The organism is Micromonospora sp. NPDC007208, from assembly GCF_042869175.1.
GTDB classification, from domain to species: domain Bacteria; phylum Actinomycetota; class Actinomycetes; order Mycobacteriales; family Micromonosporaceae; genus Micromonospora; species Micromonospora foliorum.
Genome location: NZ_JBIAFG010000011.1, coordinates 108574 through 128009, shown reverse-complemented (window position 1 = coordinate 128009; position 19436 = coordinate 108574). Strand labels below are relative to the sequence as shown.

Below are 19436 nucleotides of genomic sequence, written 5' to 3'. Positions count from 1 at the left end.
GCAGGTTCAAGGAAACCGAGTCGATCACGCAGTGCGGGCGCGCGCGTTCACGGCCCGCCACGCCCGCGGCGGCCCGGATCAGTACGACTTGTCCTGACCGAGGACGTGTTGGGCCACGAAGTTGAGGATCATCTCGCGGCTGACCGGGGCGATCCGGCCGGCCCGGACCGCGCCCAGCAGGGTCGCCACCCCGTACTCGGTGGTCATGCCGGCCCCGCCGAGCACCTGGACGGCGGTGTCCACGGCGAGCGCGGCGGCCTCCCCGGCCGCGTACTTGGCCATGTTGCCGGCCACCCCGGCCTCCAGGTCGCGGCCGGCGTCGTACAGGGTGGCCGCCTTCTGGATCATGAGGCGGGCCAGCTCCACCTGCACGGCCGCGTGTGCCAACGGATGCGACACCCCCTGGTGCGAGCCGATGCTCCGACCACCCCAGACCTTGCGGGTGGCGGTGTACTCACTGGCCCGCTCGATGGCGTACCGACCGGTGCCGGCGCCCATCGCGGCCACCGTGATCCGCTCCGGGTTGAGCCCGGCGAAGAGCGCCGGCAGCCCGGCGTCCAGCGACTCACCGAGCAGCGCGTCGGCGGGCACCCGCACGTCGTCCAGGTAGAGCAGGAACTGGTTCTCCGGAGACACGATCTCCATGTCCAGCTTGGACCGGGTCAGCCCGGCCGCGTCGGTCGGCACCAGGAACAGCGCCGGCTTCAGCTTCTGCGGAGACGCATCCGCCGAACCGGCCGGGCCGTCATCGACGGCGACACGGGCCACCACCAGCACGTGACCGGCCTCGTCGACCCCGGAGATGTAGCACTTGCGGCCGTTCAGCAGCCAGCCGTCGCCGTCGCGGCGAGCCACCGTGCCGAGCCGGTGGAAGTTGGAGCCGGCCTCCGGCTCGGTGATCGCGAAGACGATCTTCTGGGAGCCGTCGGCGAGGCCCGGCAGGTGCTTCTTGCGCTGCTCCTCGGTGCCGTGCCGGTTGAGGACTGTCGCCGCGATGGCGGGGGAGACCACCAGCAGCAGCAGCGGGCAACCCGCCGCCGCCAACTCCTCGCAGACGATGGCCAGCTCGGTGATGCCGCCGCCCCCGCCGCCGTACTCGGTGGGGATGTTGACCCCCAGGTAGCCGAGCCGCCCGGCCTCCGCCCAGAGCTCGGTGGTGTGTTCGCCGGCCCTCGCCTTCTCGACGAAGTAACCATGGCCGTAGCGGCGGCCGAGCGCCCGCACGGCGTCGCGCAGTTGGTCCTGCTCAGGGGTGAGGTCGAAGGTCATCGGGCGTCCTCTTCTTCGATAACGGCCAGCACGGCGCCGGTCTGCACCTGACCACCGGCCGGCACCGGCAGTTCGGCGACCACGCCGTCGATCGGGGCGAGCACGGGATGTTCCAGCTTCATCGCTTCCAGCGTGAGCAGCGGATCACCGGCGGCGACCCGCTGGCCGACCTGGACGTGTACCCGGGTCACCGCGCCGGGCAGCGGCGCGAGCAGCGACCCGGCCGCCACCGCCGCGGTGGGCAGCGGGAGACGCGGCAGCTCGATCAGGCTCGCCGCCCCGCCCGGGCCGTCCACGAAGACAGCCGACCCCACCCGGTGTACGCGGTACGTGCGTCGAACCCCGTCGACGTCGAGCACCACCCGGTCCGCTGTGGCCTCGACCAGCGCCACGGTGGGCTCACCCGCCGACCCGGCGGTGTCGGTCGCTGCCCGCCGCTCGGCGGAGTCCTCGGCCGCTGACGTGCTGGACCAGTCGGCGAGCCGGCCGGTCCGGTCCAGGCGGTAGCGGATCTCGATCTCGTCGCCGTCCGGCCCGACGAACCGGCTGACCTGCGGGACCGCCGGCACGTTGCGCCAACCCGAGGGGAGCCCGGCAAGCACCGGTGCGGTCGCCCGACGGTGCGCGGCGCCCGCCAGCGCGGCGGCGAGGGCGGTGAGTGGGACCTGGTCGGCGGGGAGGAGTGGGGTGAAGACCTCCGGGTGCCGGTCCAGGAAGCCGGTGTCGATCTCCGCCGCCGCGAACTCCGGGCTGCGCAGCACCCGGACCAGCAGATCGCGGTTGGTGGCCACCCCGTGCAGCTCGGCCCGGGCCAGGGCGCCCGCCAGGGCCCGGGTCGCCTCGGACCGGGTCGGTGCCACCGCGATCACCTTGGCGAGCAGCGAGTCGTAGTGCACGCCCACCACCGAGCCCGCCACCACGCCGGAGTCGAGCCGCAGGCCCGCCCGTTGGATCCAACCGAACTCGCGGTCCACCCCGGGCACGTCGAAGCGGTGCAGGGTGCCGGTGGCGGGCCGCCAGCCCTGCGCCGGCTCCTCGGCGCACAGCCGTACCTCGATCGCGTAGCCGCGTGTGGCCGGGTAGTGGTGATGCGCGGGCAGCGGTGCGCCCTCGGCCACCAGCAACTGCATCCGGACCAGGTCCAGCCCGACCGGAGTGACCAACTCGGTGACGGGGTGCTCCACCTGGAGGCGGGTGTTCATCTCCAGAAAGAAGAACTCGCCGGTCGGTGCCAGCAGGAACTCGACCGTGCCGGCCCCCACGTAGTCGACCGCCCGCCCGGCAGCCATGGCCGTCTCGTGCAGCCGATCATGCAGCCCCGGCGGGAGATCACCCGGAGCCTCTTCGATGATCTTCTGGTGCCGGCGCTGGATCGAGCACTCCCGGACGCCGAGCACGTGCACGTTTCCGTGGGTGTCGCCGAAGATCTGCACCTCGACGTGCCGGCCGCGCTCGACGTACCGCTCGATGAAGACCGTGCCGTCGCCGAACGCCGCAGCCGCCTCGCGGCGTGCGGAGGCGACCGCCTCGGCCAGTTCGTCGGCGGTCCGGACGATCCGCATGCCCCGGCCACCACCGCCGGCGGACGCCTTCACCAGCACCGGGAAGTCCGCGACGTCGTCGGTGTCGGTCCAGCTCGGCAACATCGGCACGCCCGCCTCGGCGAGCAGCGCCTTCGCCGCCAGCTTGTCGCCCATCGCGGCGATCACCTTGGCCGGCGGCCCGACCCAGACCAGACCGGCGTCGGTCACCGCCGCCGCGAACTCCGCGTTCTCGGCGAGGAACCCGTAGCCGGGGTGGACGGCGTCCGCGCCGCTGCGCCGGGCCGCGTCCAGGATCAGGTCGGCGCGCAGGTACGTCTCGGCCGGCGTGGCACCCGGCAGGCGGACCGCCTGGTCGGCCTCGGCCACGAACGGCGCGTCGGCGTCCGCGTCGGAGTGCACGGCGACGGTCTGCACGCCCATCGCTCGGCAGGTGGCGAAGACCCGACGGGCGATCTCGCCCCGGTTGGCCACGAGCAGTCTGTCGATCATGGGTGGCCCCCTCTACATCCGGAAGACGCCGAAACCGTCGGCGCCCTTCACCGGTCCGTTGTGGATCGCCGAGAGGCAGAGCCCGAGGACGGTCCGGGTGTCCCGGGGGTCGATCACCCCGTCGTCGTAGAGCCGGCCGGAGAGGAAGAGCGCGCCGGACTGCGACTCGATCTGCTGCTCGACCATCATCCGCATCGCCGCGTCGGAGTCCTCGTCGTAGTCGCGCCCCCGGGCGGCAGCCGCCTGCCGGGCCACGATCGACAGCACCCCCGCGAGCTGCGCCGGGCCCATCACCGCCGACTTCGCGTTCGGCCAGGTGAACAGGAACCTCGGCTCGTACGCCCGGCCGCACATGCCGTAGTTGCCGGCCCCGTACGAGGCGCCCAGGTTCACCGTCAGGTGCGGCACCGTCGAGTTCGACACCGCGTTGATCATCAGGGCGCCGTGCTTGATGATGCCGCGCTGCTCGTACTCGGTGCCGACCATGTAGCCGGTGGTGTTCTGCAAGAAGATCAGCGGGGTGTCCGAGGCGTTCGCGAGCTGGATGAACTGGGCCGCCTTCTGCGCCTCCGCGCTGAACAGCACCCCTCGGGCGTTGGCCAGCACCCCCACCGGGTACCCGTGCAGCTCGCCCCAGCCGGTGACCAGCGCGTCCCCGTACGCCGGCTTGAACTCGTCGAAGTCGCTGCCGTCGAGGATCCGGGCCAGCACCTCCCGGGGGTCGAACGGCACCTTCAGGTCGGCGCTGGTGATGCCGAGCAGTTCCTCCGGGTCGTACTTCGGTGGCTGCGGCACCGCCGTACGCGGCGACGGGCCCTGCTTGCGCCAGTTCAGCCGGCGGACGCACTGCCGGGCCAGCCGGATGCCGTCCCGCTCGTCGGCGGCCAGGTAGTCGGCGAGCCCGGACGTGCCGGAGTGCATCGCCGCGCCACCCAACGACTCGTCGTCGGTGACCTCACCGGTCGCCATCTTCACCAGCGGCGGACCGGCCAGGTAGACCTGCGACCGGTCCCGAATCATGATCACGTGGTCGGACATCCCCGGCACGTACGCGCCACCGGCCGTGGCGTTGCCGAAGACCACGCTGACCGTGGGGATGCCGGCCGCCGAGAGCCGGGTCAGGTCACGGAACACCCGACCGCCCGGGATGAAGATCTCCGCCTGGGTGGGCAGGTCCGCCCCGGCCGACTCGACCAGATTGACCATGGGCAGCCGGTTGGCCAGGGCGATCTCGCCGGCCCGCCGGGTCTTCGCGAGCGACCACGGGTTGACCGCGCCGCCGCGTACCGTCGGGTCGTTCGCGACGATCAGGCACTCCACGCCCTCGACCACCCCGATGCCGGTGACCACGCTGGCCCCGACCGGGAAGTCCGAGCCGTACGCGGCGACCGGCGACAACTCCAGGAAGGGGCTGTCGGCGTCCACCAGCAGCTCGATCCGCTCCCGGGGGAGCAGCTTGCCGCGGGCGTGGTGCCGGGTCACGTACTTGTCGCCGCCGCCGGCCCGCGCCTGGTCCAGCGCGGCGTCCAACTCGGCCAGCCGCTCCAGCAACGCCGCCCGGTTCGCCAGATACGAGGGCGCGGACGGGTCGACCGCGCTGTCCAGGGTGGTCATAGGCCCATGCCCTTCGCGATGATCTCGTTCATGATCTCGGTGGTGCCGCCGCCGATGCCGAGGATCCGGGCGTCGCGGTAGTGCCGCTCCACCTCGGCGTCGCGCAGGTAGCCGAAGCCGCCGTGCAACTGCAACGCCTGGTCGACGACGTGGTCGCAGGCGGCCACCGCCACGTTCTTCGCCATCGCCACCTCGGTCACCACCGGCTCACCGGCCGCGACCCGGCCCGCGACCCCGTGCACGTACGACCGGGCCGCCTCGGCCCGCGTGTGCATCTCGGCCAACCGGTGTCGGATCAGCTGCCGGCTGGCCAACGGACGACCGAAGGTCTCCCGGTCCCGGCACCAGCGCACCGCCAACTCGACGCAGCGCTGCGCGGTCGCGTACGCCTGGGTCGCCAGCGACAGCCGCTCCGCCGCGAAGTGCTGCATGATCGCCAGGAAGCCGGTGTTCTCCGCGCCGATCCGGTTGGCGACCGGCACCCGCACGTCCGCGAAGGACAGCTCGGCGGTGTCCGAGCAGTGCCAGCCCAGCTTCTCCAACCGGCGGCCCACGGTGAACCCGGGCGACCCCTTGTCGATGACAAGCAGGGTCAGTTCACCGCTGCCGGGGAAGTCGGTACACACCGCAGTGGTCACGAAGTCGGCCCGGTGCCCGCTGGTGATGTACGTCTTCGAGCCGTTCACCACGTAGTGGTCGCCGTCGCGGCGGGCGGTCGTGCGGATGCCTGCCACGTCCGAACCGCCGTCCGGCTCGGTGATGGCCAGCGCGCCGATCATCGTGCCGGACAGGGTGGGCCGGACGTACCGCTCGATCAGGCTGTCGTCCCCCGGGGACGACACACCGCCGAGCCGACCGCCCAGCGAGCCACCGGTACGGGCACCGGCCGCCGCGACCATGTGCGGCAACGCGATCCCGTGCGTGAACAGGGCCGCCACCAGCCCGGACGAGCCACCGGAGCGGATCAGCTCCTCGGTCACGATGATCGAGTCGAGCAGGTCACCGCCGCTGCCACCGACCGACTCCGGGAAGCCGACGCCGAGCAGGCCGAGCTTCGCGGCGGTCGCGTGCAGCGCCCGGGGCACCTCACCGGCCCGCTCCCAGTCGTCCAGGTGCGGCAGCACCTCCCGGGTCACGAACGCCCGGGTCAGCTCGCGCAGTTGCCGCCGCTCCGGAGTGTCGACAATGCTCACTGAGCCTCCTGTGTTCGCGACTGCGGGGCTCGCAGGACCGGCTCACTCCTCGCGCTCACGGCGCCACTCCTGCCGGGAGGTCGACGATCCGGGCGCGCAGCAGCTCGCCGAGCGCCTTGGCCTGCGGGTCGAACCGGGTGGACGCGGCCACCCCCGCGCCGAGCAGGCCCTCGATCACGAAGTTGACCGCGCGCAGGTTCGACAACTCGTAGCGCCGCACCGGCAGCGACGCGGTCTCCGGCAGCAGCTCGGCCAGCCGTTCGACGGTCAACCAGGTCCGCAGCCACGCGTACCCGGCGTCGGAGCGCGCCCATACCCCGAGGTTGGCGTCTCCGCCCTTGTCCCCGGAGCGCGCGCCGACCACCTGACCGAGCGCCCCGCGCCGGGTCGGACCGTCGACCGCCGCGTCGCCGACCGCCGCGGACCGGTCCTGCGAGATGGGGGAGGTGCGGATCGGCGGGGCGATCGGCACCCGCTCGCCGCCGGGCAGCACCGCGACGTGCGCCACCGCGTCCTGCGGCACCGCGTCGGCGGTGAAGACGCCGTACGGTGTCGCGTCACCGGGCAGGGTGGTCAGCGTGCAGCCCGGGTACGAGGCCAGGGCCAGCTCCACGGCGGCGGCCGAGAAGGCCCGCCCGGCCCGCGCCTTGTCGCCGTCCCGCAGGTGTACGTGCAGCAGGGCGCTGGCAGCCTCGGTGTCGGCGGCGTCCGGATGGTCGGTCCGGGCCAGCGTGAACTCCAGCCCGTCCTTGCCCACCGCCTCCTCGACCTGGCCCCGGACCAGGGCCGCCTTCGCCTCGATGTCCAGCCCGCAGAGGACGAACGTCATCGAGTTGCGGAAGCCGCCGAGGTTGTTGACGCCCACCTTGAGCGTGGGCGGTGGCGGCGTGCCCCGTACCCCGGAGACCCGGACCCGGTCCGGCCCGTCGGGGTTCAGTGTCACCGTGTCCAGTCGGGTGACCACGTCCGGCCCGAGGTACGACGGCCCGCCGATCTCGTAGAGCAGTTGGGCGGTGACCGTCTCCACGGTGACCGCGCCGCCGGTGCCGACATGCTTGGTGAGCACCGACGAGCCGTCGGCGTGCACCTCGGCGATCGGGAACCCGGGCCGATGACCGCCGTCGGGCAGTTCGGTGAAGAAGCTGAAGTTGCCGCCGGTGACCTGCGCCCCGCACTCGACGAGGTGCCCCGCGACGGTGGCCCCGGCCAGCTCGTCGAGGTCGTCGCGGCCCCACCCGTACCGGGCGATGGCCGGCCCGACCACCAACGACGCGTCGGTGACCCGGCCGGTGACCACCACGTCCGCACCGGCGTCGAGGCAGGCGGCGATCCCGAACGCGCCGAGGTAGGCGTTCGCGCTCAACGCGTCCGGCCGCTGGATCGTGTCGCCCTCGACGTACCCGACCCGGGCCGGCAGGCCGAGCCGGTCGGCGAGCTTCTCGATGGCGGTGGCCAGGCCGGCGGGGTTCAGTCCACCGGCGTTCGTCACGATCCGTACGCCCCGGTCGAGGGCGGTGCCGAGGCACGTCTCCAGTTGCCGCAGGAACGTCTTCGCATAGCCCAGGTCGCTGTCGCGCAGGCGGTCCCGGGCGAGGATCAGCATGGTCAACTCGGCCAGGTAGTCGCCGGTCAGCACGTCCAGCTCGCCGCCGTCGAGCATCTCCCGCCAGGCGGTGAACCGGTCGCCGTAGAAGCCGGAGGCGTTGCCGATGCGGATCATGCCCGTACCCCGTCTGCGCCCGCCGGCTTCCGGCCCTCACCCGGCGGCCCGGCGAAGGCCTGCGCCACGTCGAGCCACTCGTCGGCGACCGGCCCGGTGGCGACCAGCGCGAGGTCCGCGCGGTGTCGACGCTGGGTGACCAGCAGGCAGAAGTCCCGAGCCGGGCCGGTGACCCGGTCGGCGGCGTCCGCCGGACCCCAACTCCAGGTGTCGCCGCCGGGCCCGACCAGCTCGATCCGGACCGGCGCCGTCGGTGCCTCCCGGCCGTGCGCGGCGAAGCCGTGCCCGAGGGTACGCACACCCAGGTGCGCCACGTGCCGAAGCCGGTCGCTGTCGGGGCGGACCACGTCGAGGGCGTCGGCCACGTCCGCGCCGTGCGCCCAGGTCTCCATGATCCGGGCGGTGGCCATCGAGGTGGCCGACATCCGGGTCCCGTACCAGGGCAGCTTGCCGCCGGCCGGAACGGCGGCCAGCGCGTCGACGAGCGCGGTTCGCCCGGCCCGCCAACGGGCGAGTAGTTCGGCCGGCGGGGCGAGGAACTCCTCGGCGCCGACGTCGACGAGTCGGGTCACGTCCGACGCGGCGGTCACCGTCGCGTAGAACGCCTCGGGATCGGTCGCGGCCAACAGCGCGACGTGGTCGGTCCAGGCGAGGTGGGCGATCTGATGCCCGATGCTCCAGTTCGGGGCGGGGGTCGGCCTCGCCCAGGCGGTCACGGGTAGTGGGGCCACCAGGGTGTCCAGCTCGGCGGACTCGTCGGCCAGGTCCGTGAGCAGGTCGCTGAGGTCGACCATGGTGCCTCCGGTCGGTGGTGGCCGGTGCGGCCGGCGGTCAGGGCGTGAGCAGGGTGGCGAGCTGGCGCTTCCAGGTGGTCAACAGGGCGGCCCGGCGGGCGGAGTCGTCGCTGAGCAGGTTGGCCACCCCGAGCCCGCGGAGCAGATCGAGCGTGGCCTGCACCGCTTCGCGGACGCCGGGGCGGCGCTCGTCGACCCCGAGCAGGGCGACGGTGAGCCGGTGCATCTCCCGCCCGACCGTCGCCTCCAGCGGCACCAGGGCGTCCCGAAGCTCCCGATCGGTGCGGGCAGCGACCCAGAGCTCGAGCGCGGCCACGAACAACGGCCCGGTGAACGCCACGGCGAGCAGGTCGACCACCCGGTCCAACCGCTGTGGCCCAGCCGGCAGCGCCTCGGCCTCGGTGCGCAACTCGTCGGCCCGCCGCTCGGCCAGATGCGCCACGGCGGCCGTCACCAGCGCCGCCTTCGTCGGGTAGTGGTGCAGCTGAGCCCCCCGCGAAACACCGGCCCGCGTCGCGACGACTGTGGTCGTGGTGCCGGACCAGCCGTGCTCGATCAGGCAGTCGACGGTCGCCTCCAGCAGCCGGGCCTGGGTGGCGCGGCTGCGTTCCTGCTGAGGGACACGCGTCGATGCGGTGGGCACGGGGACAGCCTGGGCCCTACGAAACAAACAGTCAAGACTGACTTTTTCTAGATGGTGGCCCTCCGGCGGGTGCGGCGGGCGGGCTCGCGGTGGGGCGGTGATGGTGTGGCTGCGGCGCACGAGATGGCTCGGGTGCCGGTCGGGCTGCTCCCTCAGCGGCCGTCGCGGGGGCCGAAGACGGCCAGCGCGTCGGCGTCGCTGTGCTGGGAGCGCAGGTACTCGTCGGCCCAGGCGGCGGCGTCGGGGAAGGTCGACTCCGCCGCCACCCGGGCGCAGGCCGCGTCCACGTCGAAGGCGGTGCGGCGCAGCTGGACGCCCGGCCCGAGCAGCGCCCACCACGCGCCCGCGCCCCCGTACGGCATGCCGATGCTGCCCGGGTTGACCACCAGGCGCCGGTCGACCAACCGGGTGAAGGGCATGTGCGTGTGGCCGCAGACCACCGTGGCGACCTCGGCGGGAAGACCGTCGAACACCTCCGCCCAGCGCGCCATCCGGGAGTCGACGAGCACCATCTCCTCGTCATCGCGGGGTGTCGCGTGGCAGAACAGCGTCGGCCCGAGGCCGTCGATCTCCAGCGTCGCTGTCGCCGGCAGCGCGGCGAGCCGGGCCACCTGGTCGTCGCGTAGCTGCCCGGCGGCCCAGTTCGACACCTCGATCGAGGCCGGCCGGCCGGCCCGGGCCTCGACCAGTTCGCGGTCGGCATTACCGCCGACCCAGCACACCCGGTCACCCAGGCCGGCGAGCACGTCCAGCACCTCGACCGGTTGCGGGCCGGCGGCGATGTCACCGGTGAGCACGATCAGATCGGAGGCGGCGACGTCCGGCTCGGCCAGTACGGCCTCCAGCGCAGGCAGGGCACCATGGATGTCGGAGAGCACGGCAACTCGGTTCACCATGGCCCCACCCTCACCGCCAGCACCGACTCGGGGCCAGCGATTCTGCGCCAGGCAGATGGCAAACGTCCCCGCCTACCGTGGGTGACGGCAGGCGGGGACGTTTGGTGCTGCTCAGACGCGGGCGCGACGGGCCAGGCGCTCCGGGTCCAGGATGATGATGCTCTTGCCGTCCAGCCGCAGCCAGCCGCGCGAGGCGAAGTCGGCCAGCGCCTTGTTGACGGTCTCCCGGGAGGCGCCGACGAGCTGGGCGATCTCCTCCTGGGTGAGGTCGTGGGTCACCCGCAGAACGCCGCCGTCGCGGGTGCCGAAGCGGCCCGCCATCTGGAGCAGGTTCTTGGCGACCCGGCCCGGCACGTCCGTGAAGATCAGGTCGGCGAGCGAGTCGTTGGTCCGGCGCAGCCGCCGGGCGAGCACCCGGAGCAACTGCTCGGCGATCTCCGGGCGGTTGTTGAGCCACGGCCGCAGCGCCTGCTTACGCAGCCGCACCAGCCGGGTGTCGGTCACCGCGGTGGCGGTCGCCGTACGCGGACCCGGGTCGAAGAGCGACAGCTCACCGACCATGTCCGACGGCCCCATCACCGCGATCAGGTTCTGTCGGCCGTCCGCCGCGCGGCGACCAACCTTGATCTTCCCGGACAGCAGGATGTAGAGGCTGTCACCGGGCTCGCCCTCATTGAAAACGATCTCGCCCTTGCGGACTTCGATCGTCTCCATCTCCTTGGCAAGCGCCTCGGCAGCTTCCGGGTCAACACCCTGGAAGATCCCGCTGCGGGCCAGTACCTCGTCCATTGCGCACCTCCGGTTGCGCGTGCCGTCCGTCGGCCGGGGCCGCCGTCCGCTGATCCCCTCGCGCGCCGCCAAGTCTAGGCGCACGTGAGCATGAATCAGAGGTCGCCCCTGGAATCTTGATCGGTGGGCGTAACCTGCCCGACGTGCTGAGCGACCCGACTCTGACCAGCCGCGCCGAGGACGGGCGGCACGTGCCGCTGCTCGTCTGGCACGCGGACGTGCCCCTGCGGTCGATCAGCAGTGGCCCGCTGGGCGGTGGCATCGGGCTCCGGCGGTGGGTGCTGAACGCGACCGTACCGATGTCGTACGACCGGGAGGACCCCGCGGCGCACCTGGCCTCGCTCGCCGCTGAGCTGGCCCTCGACGGGCCCGGGGTCGGTCTGCTGACCGGCGTCGATGTGACCGAGGTGGTGGCGCGGACCGACACCGGGGTGCGGGCCTGGGCGACGGTCGGGCTGGGCCTGCCGGTGCCCGCGGCCGCGCCGACGCCGACCGCGCTCGCCCAACGCGTCGGCACGGTCAACATCGTGGTGTACGTGCCGGCCCGGCTCGCCGACTCGGCACTTGTCAACGCGGTGGCCACCTCGACCGAGGCGAAGACCCAGGCGATCACCGAGCTGGGGTTGCCGGGGACCGGCACGCCCACCGACGCGGTCACCGTGCTCTGCCCGGTGGGCGGGCCGGAGGCCGCGTACGGCGGGCCGCGCTCCACCTGGGGCGCTCCGCTCGCCCGAGCGGTGCACGCGGCGGTGCTCGCCGGCGGCGCTCGGCCGGTCGTGCCGTGGTCTGAGCAGCTCGGGAGCGCAAAGTCCACCCGATCGGCTGTCGTTGGCGGGTTTAACGACCGGTAGGGTCGCGGGCGATGTACGCTCCCGCCTCCCTCGCGTCCCGCCCGCGTCGCCGCGTCGCCCTCGGCCTCGCCGCGCTGCTGGCCGCCCTCCTCGTGGCCGGCTGCGCCGACTCCGGTGGTGAGGCACCCGTCTGGCAGCCCGGCGCGGGAGGTGGTGGCACCGGTGCGCCGGTCTCCACGGCCGGCCCGAAGACCACCGCGCCGGCATCCTCCGGTCAGGGTGGCGCGATCTCGCTCTCCGCCACCGGCGACATCATCATGGGCAACGCGCCCAGTCGGCTGCCCGCCGCCGGCGGTAAGGGCTTCTTCAACTCGGTCACCGAGGCGCTCAAGGCCGACCTGGTGATGGGCAACCTGGAGGAGCCGCTGACTGTCGACACCGGCACCGGCAAGTGCGGGGCCAACTCCACCCGCTGCTTCCAGTTCCGGGCCCCGCCGGAGTACGCCGCGCACCTGCGCGACGCCGGCTTCGACGTGCTGAACCAGGCCAACAACCACGGCTACGACTACGGGCCCAAGGGCTACGAGAACACCCAGAAGGCCCTGGAGAAGTACGACCTGAAGCACACCGGTGCGCCGAACCAGATCACCGTGGTCGACGTCAAGGGCATCAAGGTCGCGGTCGCCGGCTTCTCGTCGTACGTCTGGTCGAACAGCCTCGTCGACATCGCCAAGGCCAAGGCGGTGGTCGCCAAGGCGGCCACCATGGCCGACCTGGTCGTGGTGCAGGTGCACATGGGTGGCGAGGGAGCGAACATGACCCGGGTGAAGCCGGGCACCGAGATCTTCCTGGGTGAGAACCGGGGCGACCCCGTCAAGTTCTCGCACGCCATGATCGACGCCGGTGCCGACCTGATCGTCGGGCACGGGCCGCACGTCCTGCGCGGGATGGAGTTCTACCAGGGGCGTCTGATCGCTTACAGCCTGGGCAACTTCGCCGGCGGCGGCAACTCGCTGGACAACACCGGCCGACTCGGCTGGGGCGGCGTGTTGAAGGTGTCGCTCAAGCCGGACGGAAGCTGGGCCGGCGGCTCGTTCACCTCGACGTACATGAACTCCGCCCGCAAGCCCACGATGGACCCGGACGACCGGGGCCTGGGCCTGGTCACCGAGCTGAGCCGCGCCGACTTCCCGAAGAGCGGCGCTCGGCTCGACGGGCAGGGGAAGATCTCGCCGCCGACCGGCGGCTGACCCGAGCAGGACCGTCCGGGGTGCGACGTAGGCTGACCGTCGTGACCAGTAGCCCTCCCGGTGCCAGCGAGACCGATCTCGGGCGCAAACGCCGTGCCCGCAAGATCGGCCGGGTGCTGACCGAGACGCACCCCGACGCGCATTGTGAGCTGGACCACTCCAACGCTCTGGAGTTGGCCGTCGCGACGATCCTGTCCGCGCAGTGCACGGACAAGAAGGTCAACGAGGTCACCCCGAAACTCTTCGCCCGCTATCCGAACGCTGCCGCGTACGCCGGCGCCGACCGGGGCGAGATGGAGGAGCTGATCCGGCCCACCGGCTTCTACCGCAACAAGACCGACTCGCTGCTCAAGCTCGGTCAGGCCCTCCTCGACCGGTACGACGGCAGGGTCCCGGGCCGCCTCGTCGACCTGGTGACCCTCCCCGGCATCGGCCGCAAGACCGCCAACGTGATCCTCGGCAACGCCTTCGACGTCCCGGGCATCACCGTCGACACGCACTTCCAGCGGCTGGTCCACAGGTGGCGGCTGACCACCGAGACCGACCCGGTCAAGATCGAGCACTCGATCGGCGCGCTGTACGACAAGCGTGACTGGACCATGCTCTCGCACCGGATCATCTTCCACGGGCGACGGGTCTGCCACGCCCGTAAACCGGCCTGCGGGGCGTGCACCCTCGCGAAGCTCTGCCCTTCGTACGGCACCGGCCCGACCGAGCCGGCGGCCGCCGCCAAGCTGCTCAAGGGCCCTCGGGCGCGCGACCTCGCGGTGGCCGCCGGGGTCGACCCGGAGCTGGTGCCGGCGCAGGCGATCACGGCGGAGGTGCCGTGAACCGCCGCCTCGCCCTTGCCGTCCTGCCGCTGCTGCTGGCCGTCACCGGTTGCACCAGCGGCACGGCCGACGACGAGCCGACCCCCCGCCCGGCCGCAGCCGACCGTCCGTCCCCGTTCCGGGACTGCTCCGCGCTGAGCACGGCACCCACGGCCGCGTCCCCCGGCTCCGGCTCGGCGACCCCCGCGTCCCCCGGCTCCGGCTCGGCGACCTCCGCGTCCCCGGCGTCGCCGGACACTGCGGCTCCCGGTACGTCCGGTCCGACGGCCCGCGCCGGTGGCGGGTCGGCGCTGCCGGAGCTGACTCTCTCCTGCTTCACCGGCGGCACCCCCGTCGTGCTGCGGAACGTGGCCGGGCCGGCGGTGATCAACGTGTGGGCCTCCTGGTGCCCGCCGTGCCGCAAGGAGTTGCCCGCTTTCCAACGCCTCAGCGAGCGGGCCGCCGGTCAGCTCCAGGTGGTCGGGGTCAACAGCCGGGACAGCCGCAGCGGCGCCCAGTCCATCGGTGAGGACTTCGGGGTCCGGTTCCCGATGCTTGTCGACCAGGGTGAGGCGCTCCAGCGCGAGTTGAAGCGCAACGCCATTCCGCTGACCCTCTTCGTCGGCGCCGACGGCCAGGTCCGGCACATCGACGCCAGCGGCGCTCTCGACGACGCCAAGCTCGCCAAGCTGGTCCGCCAGCACCTCGGCCTGGCGGTGTCGGCGTGACTCGTCGGCCACCCGAGTGGATCGAGCCGTTGCTGACCCGGCTCGGCACCGCCCGCGCCGAGGACTTCACCCGGCTGACCACCCCTGCCGAGGGCGGTCGGGAGAGCGCGGTGCTGGTGCTGCTCGGCGAGCAACCCGGCGCGGGTCCCGACGTGCTGGTCCTGCAACGCGCCGCCACCCTGCGCAACCACGCCGGCCAGCCGGCCTTTCCCGGGGGCGCGGCCGACCCGGAGGACGTCGACGTCCGCGCCACCGCCCTGCGCGAGGCGAACGAGGAGGTGGGCCTCGATCCGGCCAGCGTGACCGTGCTTGCCGAGCTGCCGAAACTGTGGATCCCGGTCAGCGACTTCGTGGTCACGCCGGTGCTGGCCTGGTGGCACGACCCGCACCCGGTGCACCCACGGGAGCCGGCCGAGGTGGCACACGTCGCCCGCCTGCCGGTCAGCGAGCTGGTCGACCCGGCCAACCGACTGCGGGTCCGCCACCCGAGCGGCTGGATCGGGCCGGCGTTCTCGGCGCGCGGGATGCTCGTCTGGGGCTTCACCGCCGGCGTGCTCGCCACCCTGCTCGAGATGGGCGGCTGGGCCCGCCCGTGGTCGCGTGGCCGGGTGGTGGAGCTTCCGCCGACCGGGGCGACCCCGGCCCCTTCCGCAGGCACCGACGAGGCTGACGAGAACGCCCTGCGCTGACCGCGCGGTCACCATCCGCAAGCGATGGTCATCCGGCGGGCACACTGCCCGTACGCTTGACCCGTGTCCGTCGTGGATCTCGTCCTGCTGCTGCTCATGCTCGTGTTCGCGATCAGCGGATACCGCCAGGGCTTCGTCATCGGCGTCACGTCGTTGTCCGGCTTCTTCCTGGGTCTGCTGCTGGGTCTCCAGCTCGGGCCGCTGTTCGCCAGACAGTTCGTGGACGCCGGCACCCGCGTGCTGATCTCGCTCGTGGCCATCTTCGGGCTGGCGGTGGTCGGGCAGGCACTCGCCGGTTGGCTCGGCTCGCACCTGCGTAAGACGATCACCAGCGACGTGGGCAAACGGATCGACGACGTCGGTGGGGCGTTCGTCTCGCTGTTCGCGGTGCTCCTGCTCGCCTGGCTGGTGGCCGTGCCGCTCGGCTCGTCCTCGGTGCCCTGGCTCGCCGCCTCGGTCCGCAACAGCGCGTTGATCACGGTGGTCAACCAGGTCCTGCCGGAGCAGGCCCAGCAGTTGTCCACGGCGCTGGAGGACACCGTCGACACCGACGGGTTCCCGGACGTCTTCGGTGACCTCGCACCCACCCGGGCCCGGCAGGTCGACCCGCCGGACCCGGCGCTGGCCGGCTCCCAGGTGGTGGTCAGCGGTCAGCAGTCGGTCGTCAAGGTGCTCGGTTCCGCGCCCAGCTGCTCACGCCGGATCGAGGGTTCCGGCTTCGTGTACGCGGACGACCGGGTGATGACCAACGCGCACGTCGTGGCCGGCACCCGCTCGGTCGCCGTGGAGTTGGGCGGCGAGCGGTACGACGGCAAGGTGGTGGTCTACGACCCGAACCGGGACCTGGCGGTGCTGCTCGTGCCCGGGCTGCCCGGGCCGTCCCTGCGGTTCGCCGCCGGCAACGCGGGCAGCGGCTCCGACGCCATCGTGCTCGGCTTCCCGCTCGACGGCCCGTACAACGCGCAGTCGGCGCGGGTCCGGGACGTCGACCGGATCAAGGGCCCGGACATCTACTCCTCTACCGACGTGACCCGGGAGATCTACACGATTCGGGCGCTGGTGCGCAGCGGCAACTCGGGTGGTCCGCTGCTCTCCGCCAACGGCCTGGTGCTCGGCGTGATCTTCGCGGCGGCGTCCGACGACCCGAACACCGGCTTCGCGGTGACGGCGGCCGAGGCCCGCCCTGTGGCGTTGGCCGGGGCCGAACGCAACCGGCAGGTCGGCACCGGCGAGTGCACCTGAGCGTCGCTGCGGGGTCGGCTCAGCTCTGGGCCTGCAGGGGGCGACGCCCGGCGGTCGGCAGCTTCGCCCGGCCCCACCGCAGCCCTCGGTCCAGCACGGCGCGGGCCATGATCGCGACGCACGTGCCGCCGTTGAGGAAGGACGCCACGACGTCGCTCGGGTGGTGCATTCCCCGGTACATCCGGGTCAGAGCCACCCCCAGCGGCACCATCAGCAGCAGCGTCCACCAGGCGACCTTCGCGCCGGTGCTCCGTGCCCGCAGCGCCATCAGCACGGCGATGCCGACGTAGAGCGCCACCGCCGCCGAGGTGTGCCCGGACGGAAAGCTCGACGTCGGTGGCGAGACGTCCATGTGCTCCACCGCCGGCCGCCGCCTGTCGATCGCCAGCGTGGTCAGCAGGAAGACCAGCGCCTGGGCGGTCACCGCCGCGCACAGGAACAGCGGCTCGCGCCAACGCTTCAGCCAGAGCCGCAGCGCCAACGCCACCAACACGGTGACCACGACGATCATCTGGGTGCTGGCCAGCGTGCTGAACACCAGCGAGATGTTGTTCCAGTCGCCGGTGCGCTCGGCGGCCAGTTCCCGGTTCACCGCGTCCTCCGCGGTGAACGGCCAGGTCCGGGCGAACACCCGGGTGACCAGCACCCCGAGCAGCACCATGAGCCCGAGCAGGACGGACACCGGCAGCAGTACCCGCCGGACGATCTGGACCACGGTCTCGGACATGGGTGGGCCAGTACCCGCTGGGCTTCGTCGTCACTCCTCAGGCCGCTCCCGGGTGCCGCTCGACTTCGGGCGCGACGCCGTCGCGGGTCGGCCGGACCGGCCGGAGACCGGTGTGTGCCCGCCAACTGGTGAAGGCGGCGGTGGTAGCCGCGACCACCGCCACACCGAGCAGCCACCCACCCACCACGTCGCTGGTGAAGTGCACGCCGAGCGCCACCCGGCTCAGCCCGGTCACCACGGTGAGCAGCACCGCCGCGACCCAGAGCGCGGCCCGCGCCGCCCCCCGCCTGGCGTACGGAAGGAGCACCAGCAGCAGCACCCCGGCGGCCAGGGTGGCGTTCAGCGCGTGCCCGGAGGGGAAGGAGTAACCGGCGGCCCGGGCCACCGGGTCCAGCAACTCCGGCCGGTCCCGGCCGACCAGCAGCTTGAGCAGCGGACCGATCAACCCGCCGACGACCATTGTGGTGGCCGCCCAGAGGGCCAGGCGGCGGGCTCCCCGACGCAGCAGCCAGACCACCAGGAGCAGGGCGACGGCACGCAGCGGCATCGGTGCGAACACCTCGGTCCAGACCCGCATCAGCACGACCCAGGCCGAGTGCTCCTGCGCGTAGCCGTGCAGCGCGTCGGTGACCGCCGTGTCCAGCCGGTGCAGCGGTGCCCAGGCGCCGAGCACCAGCAGTGTGAGCAGCGCGAAGGGCACCAGCACCAGGAAGGCCGCCGTCGCGGCGAGCGTGAGCCGCAACCCCAGCGCGTAGTCCGGGTCGAATCGGCGGTGCCGCCAGGACGGCTGGCCGGTGGGGGCGAGGACGGGCGGCCGGTGCGTACTCATGGGTCCGTTCTACCCGGCCGGGCGGTCGGTCAGGCCTGCCGGCCGGCGGTGATCAACGGGTCCGCTGGCGGAGCCGGCGCACCATCAGGGCCGCACCGCCGACAAGGGCGACGAGGAGTACGACAGTGGTCCACAGTTGCTCCGGCGCGGACGTGTCCTGTCCGCCCGCCGCCCGAGCCGTCCACCGGCTCTGCTGACCGGATGCGGCGAGACCGAGTGGGTCGCTGCCGGCACCGGCCACCGGACCGTCGTCGACCGAGCCGGGCGCCGGGCCGAAACCGGTCACGCCCGGCGAGGTCTGGTCGTCCAGCGGGTTGGCGGTCACCGGCGGCACCTGGGCGGTCAGCGCGGCCACCGGGTCGACCACTCCGTACCCGAAGCGGTCGTCGCGCCCGGTGGGGCCCAGGTCCCGGGCGGTGGCCAGCAACCGGTTGACCACCTCGCCCGCGGGCATCTGTGGATAGCGGGACCGGACCAGCGCGGCGGTCGCGGCGACCAGTGGGGCGGCGAAGCTGGTGCCCTGCACCCGCCAGTACCCGCCGGGGGGCTTGGCGCCGACCAGCCCGCTGGCGGGAGCGGTGAGCACCGTCGCCCGGCCGGTGATCGAGCCGGACCACAGGTTGTCGCTGCTGCGTTCGAGGCCGGCGACCGCGAGCACACCGGGCTCCCGAGCCGGGTACCAGACCTTGGTGCTGGTCGAGGTGGCCAGGTTTCCGGTGCAGGCGACCACGACGACGTCCCGGACGAACGCGTAGTCCAGGGCGGCGGCCAGGGCCGGGCTGTCGCCGCTGCCGCCCAGCGACAGGTTGATCACGCGGGCGCCGTTGTCGACAGCCCAGCGGACGCCCTGGGCGACGATCAGCGCGTCGTCGTAACGGTTCTCCTCGTCGAGCACGCGGACCGGCAGGATACGGGCGTCCGGTGCGAGGCCGACCACGCCCCGCTTGTCGTCGCTGCGCCCGGCGATCAGGCCGGCGACCGTGGTGCCGTGACCCACCGGGTCCGGCCCCGGCGCGCCGCCGGGACCGACCAGATCCTTGCCGGGCAGCACCTGGCCGACCAGATCGGGGTGCGTGCCGTCCACTCCGGAGTCGACCACCGCCACGGTCACGCCCCGGCCGGTCGAGCTGCGCCACGCCGTCTCGGCCTGCAACTCGTCGAGCTGCCACTGCTCGTCGCGGACCTGGTCGGTGCGGGCGATCGTGTCACCGGGGGCGAACGCCATCGGCGCGCCGGCGAGCTGTCCGCCGTTCGTGGGCGCAGCGACGGGCATGGCTGCCGCGGTCGGGGCCACGACGGCGAGCGCCGCGGCCACGCCGAGCAGCGCCCGGCCGGTCGCCCGTCGGGCCGCTGACGGACCGCTGTACCGCACCCCAGTCACATCCCCAGCCATTCATCCCGACGGAACCATGACGATCGG

The 19436-nt window shown here is 72.9% G+C and carries 18 protein-coding genes; 6 read left to right on the top strand and 12 right to left on the bottom strand.

The features are described from left to right. Positions 1-78: 78 nt before the first annotated feature. The 9 genes from ACFYL6_RS21775 to ACFYL6_RS21735 all read right to left on the bottom strand — a co-directional run bounded on the left by ACFYL6_RS21775 (position 79) and on the right by ACFYL6_RS21735 (position 10951). A complete protein-coding gene (locus ACFYL6_RS21775) occupies positions 79-1269 on the bottom strand; it encodes an acyl-CoA dehydrogenase family protein (RefSeq protein ID WP_387173673.1) in 1191 nt (396 codons plus the stop codon). Then, the gene (locus tag ACFYL6_RS21770) at positions 1266-3302 is read right to left on the bottom strand and encodes a biotin carboxylase N-terminal domain-containing protein (protein WP_387173671.1); all 2037 of its coding nucleotides are present in this window, start codon (positions 3300-3302) and stop codon (positions 1266-1268) included. The genes ACFYL6_RS21775 and ACFYL6_RS21770 overlap by 4 nt, the downstream gene beginning before the upstream one ends. Positions 3303-3314: 12 nt before the next feature. After that, positions 3315-4916, bottom strand: coding sequence for an acyl-CoA carboxylase subunit beta (locus tag ACFYL6_RS21765; protein ID WP_387173669.1), 1602 nt, complete (start codon positions 4914-4916; stop codon positions 3315-3317). Then, positions 4913-6109, bottom strand: a complete 1197-nt coding sequence (locus tag ACFYL6_RS21760) for an acyl-CoA dehydrogenase family protein (RefSeq protein WP_387173667.1) — start codon at positions 6107-6109, stop codon at positions 4913-4915. Before ACFYL6_RS21760 ends, ACFYL6_RS21765 begins: the two co-directional genes overlap by 4 nt. A 55-nt stretch (positions 6110-6164) precedes the next feature. Then, positions 6165-7829, bottom strand: a complete 1665-nt coding sequence (locus ACFYL6_RS21755; RefSeq protein ID WP_387173665.1) for an acyclic terpene utilization AtuA family protein — start codon at positions 7827-7829, stop codon at positions 6165-6167. Then, positions 7826-8623, bottom strand: coding sequence for a TIGR03084 family metal-binding protein (locus ACFYL6_RS21750; RefSeq protein ID WP_387173663.1), 798 nt, complete (start codon positions 8621-8623; stop codon positions 7826-7828). Before ACFYL6_RS21750 ends, ACFYL6_RS21755 begins: the two co-directional genes overlap by 4 nt. A 37-nt stretch (positions 8624-8660) precedes the next feature. Further along, complete coding sequence (locus ACFYL6_RS21745; RefSeq protein WP_387173661.1) at positions 8661-9266, bottom strand: TetR/AcrR family transcriptional regulator; 606 nt, start codon at positions 9264-9266, stop codon at positions 8661-8663. Positions 9267-9418: 152 nt separating this feature from the next. Continuing rightward, entirely contained in the window at positions 9419-10162 is a 744-nt protein-coding gene (locus ACFYL6_RS21740) for a metallophosphoesterase family protein (RefSeq protein WP_387173659.1), read from the bottom strand. 111 nt (positions 10163-10273) lie between these two features. Then, on the bottom strand, positions 10274-10951 hold the full coding sequence (locus ACFYL6_RS21735; protein WP_007466162.1) for a Crp/Fnr family transcriptional regulator: 678 nt from the start codon (positions 10949-10951) through the stop codon (positions 10274-10276). 143 nt (positions 10952-11094) lie between these two features. Here ACFYL6_RS21735 and ACFYL6_RS21730 point away from each other — a divergent pair, with 143 nt between their 5' ends. The 6 genes from ACFYL6_RS21730 (at position 11095) to ACFYL6_RS21705 (ending at position 16460) form a co-directional block, all read left to right on the top strand. After that, a complete protein-coding gene (locus tag ACFYL6_RS21730) occupies positions 11095-11802 on the top strand; it encodes an adenosylcobinamide amidohydrolase (RefSeq protein ID WP_387173657.1) in 708 nt (235 codons plus the stop codon). A gap of 11 nt (positions 11803-11813) precedes the next feature. Beyond that, on the top strand, positions 11814-12992 hold the full coding sequence (locus tag ACFYL6_RS21725) for a CapA family protein (RefSeq protein WP_387173656.1): 1179 nt from the start codon (positions 11814-11816) through the stop codon (positions 12990-12992). A gap of 41 nt (positions 12993-13033) precedes the next feature. Next, complete coding sequence (gene nth, locus ACFYL6_RS21720; RefSeq protein ID WP_387173654.1) at positions 13034-13822, top strand: endonuclease III; 789 nt, start codon at positions 13034-13036, stop codon at positions 13820-13822. Continuing rightward, the gene (locus ACFYL6_RS21715) at positions 13819-14529 is read left to right on the top strand and encodes a redoxin family protein (protein ID WP_387173652.1); all 711 of its coding nucleotides are present in this window, start codon (positions 13819-13821) and stop codon (positions 14527-14529) included. Before nth ends, ACFYL6_RS21715 begins: the two co-directional genes overlap by 4 nt. Continuing rightward, positions 14526-15218, top strand: coding sequence for an NUDIX hydrolase (locus tag ACFYL6_RS21710; RefSeq protein ID WP_387173650.1), 693 nt, complete (start codon positions 14526-14528; stop codon positions 15216-15218). The genes ACFYL6_RS21715 and ACFYL6_RS21710 overlap by 4 nt, the downstream gene beginning before the upstream one ends. A gap of 63 nt (positions 15219-15281) precedes the next feature. After that, positions 15282-16460: a MarP family serine protease gene (locus ACFYL6_RS21705; RefSeq protein WP_387173648.1), complete on the top strand. Its 1179-nt coding sequence runs from the start codon at positions 15282-15284 to the stop codon at positions 16458-16460. A gap of 19 nt (positions 16461-16479) precedes the next feature. Here ACFYL6_RS21705 and ACFYL6_RS21700 read toward each other — a convergent pair whose 3' ends face one another. Genes ACFYL6_RS21700 through mycP form a run of 3 tightly spaced genes read right to left on the bottom strand, consistent with a single transcriptional unit; the run spans position 16480 to position 19409 of the window. Further along, positions 16480-17187 carry a phosphatase PAP2 family protein gene (locus ACFYL6_RS21700; RefSeq protein ID WP_387173646.1) on the bottom strand — a complete coding sequence of 236 codons (708 nt, stop codon included), beginning with the start codon at positions 17185-17187 and terminating at the stop codon, positions 16480-16482. Between the two features lie 37 nt (positions 17188-17224). After that, positions 17225-18016: a phosphatase PAP2 family protein gene (locus tag ACFYL6_RS21695; protein ID WP_387173644.1), complete on the bottom strand. Its 792-nt coding sequence runs from the start codon at positions 18014-18016 to the stop codon at positions 17225-17227. Between the two features lie 52 nt (positions 18017-18068). Next, complete coding sequence (gene mycP / locus ACFYL6_RS21690; RefSeq protein WP_387173642.1) at positions 18069-19409, bottom strand: type VII secretion-associated serine protease mycosin; 1341 nt, start codon at positions 19407-19409, stop codon at positions 18069-18071. Positions 19410-19436 lie beyond the last annotated feature (27 nt).

Excerpts from the sequence above, each read along its gene's own strand:
- mycP (WP_387173642.1), bottom strand. The coding sequence starts at position 19,409 with ATGGCTGGGGATGTGACTGGGGTGCGGTACAGCGGTCCGTCAGCGGCC.
- ACFYL6_RS21750 (WP_387173663.1), bottom strand. The coding sequence starts at position 8,623 with ATGGTCGACCTCAGCGACCTGCTCACGGACCTGGCCGACGAGTCCGCC.
- ACFYL6_RS21725 (WP_387173656.1), top strand. The coding sequence starts at position 11,814 with ATGTACGCTCCCGCCTCCCTCGCGTCCCGCCCGCGTCGCCGCGTCGCC.
- ACFYL6_RS21765 (WP_387173669.1), bottom strand. The coding sequence starts at position 4,916 with ATGACCACCCTGGACAGCGCGGTCGACCCGTCCGCGCCCTCGTATCTG.
- ACFYL6_RS21695 (WP_387173644.1), bottom strand. The coding sequence starts at position 18,016 with ATGAGTACGCACCGGCCGCCCGTCCTCGCCCCCACCGGCCAGCCGTCC.
- ACFYL6_RS21735 (WP_007466162.1), bottom strand. The coding sequence starts at position 10,951 with ATGGACGAGGTACTGGCCCGCAGCGGGATCTTCCAGGGTGTTGACCCG.
- ACFYL6_RS21775 (WP_387173673.1), bottom strand. The coding sequence starts at position 1,269 with ATGACCTTCGACCTCACCCCTGAGCAGGACCAACTGCGCGACGCCGTG.
- ACFYL6_RS21700 (WP_387173646.1), bottom strand. The coding sequence starts at position 17,187 with ATGTCCGAGACCGTGGTCCAGATCGTCCGGCGGGTACTGCTGCCGGTG.
- ACFYL6_RS21740 (WP_387173659.1), bottom strand. The coding sequence starts at position 10,162 with ATGGTGAACCGAGTTGCCGTGCTCTCCGACATCCATGGTGCCCTGCCT.
- ACFYL6_RS21755 (WP_387173665.1), bottom strand. The coding sequence starts at position 7,829 with ATGATCCGCATCGGCAACGCCTCCGGCTTCTACGGCGACCGGTTCACC.
- ACFYL6_RS21770 (WP_387173671.1), bottom strand. The coding sequence starts at position 3,302 with ATGATCGACAGACTGCTCGTGGCCAACCGGGGCGAGATCGCCCGTCGG.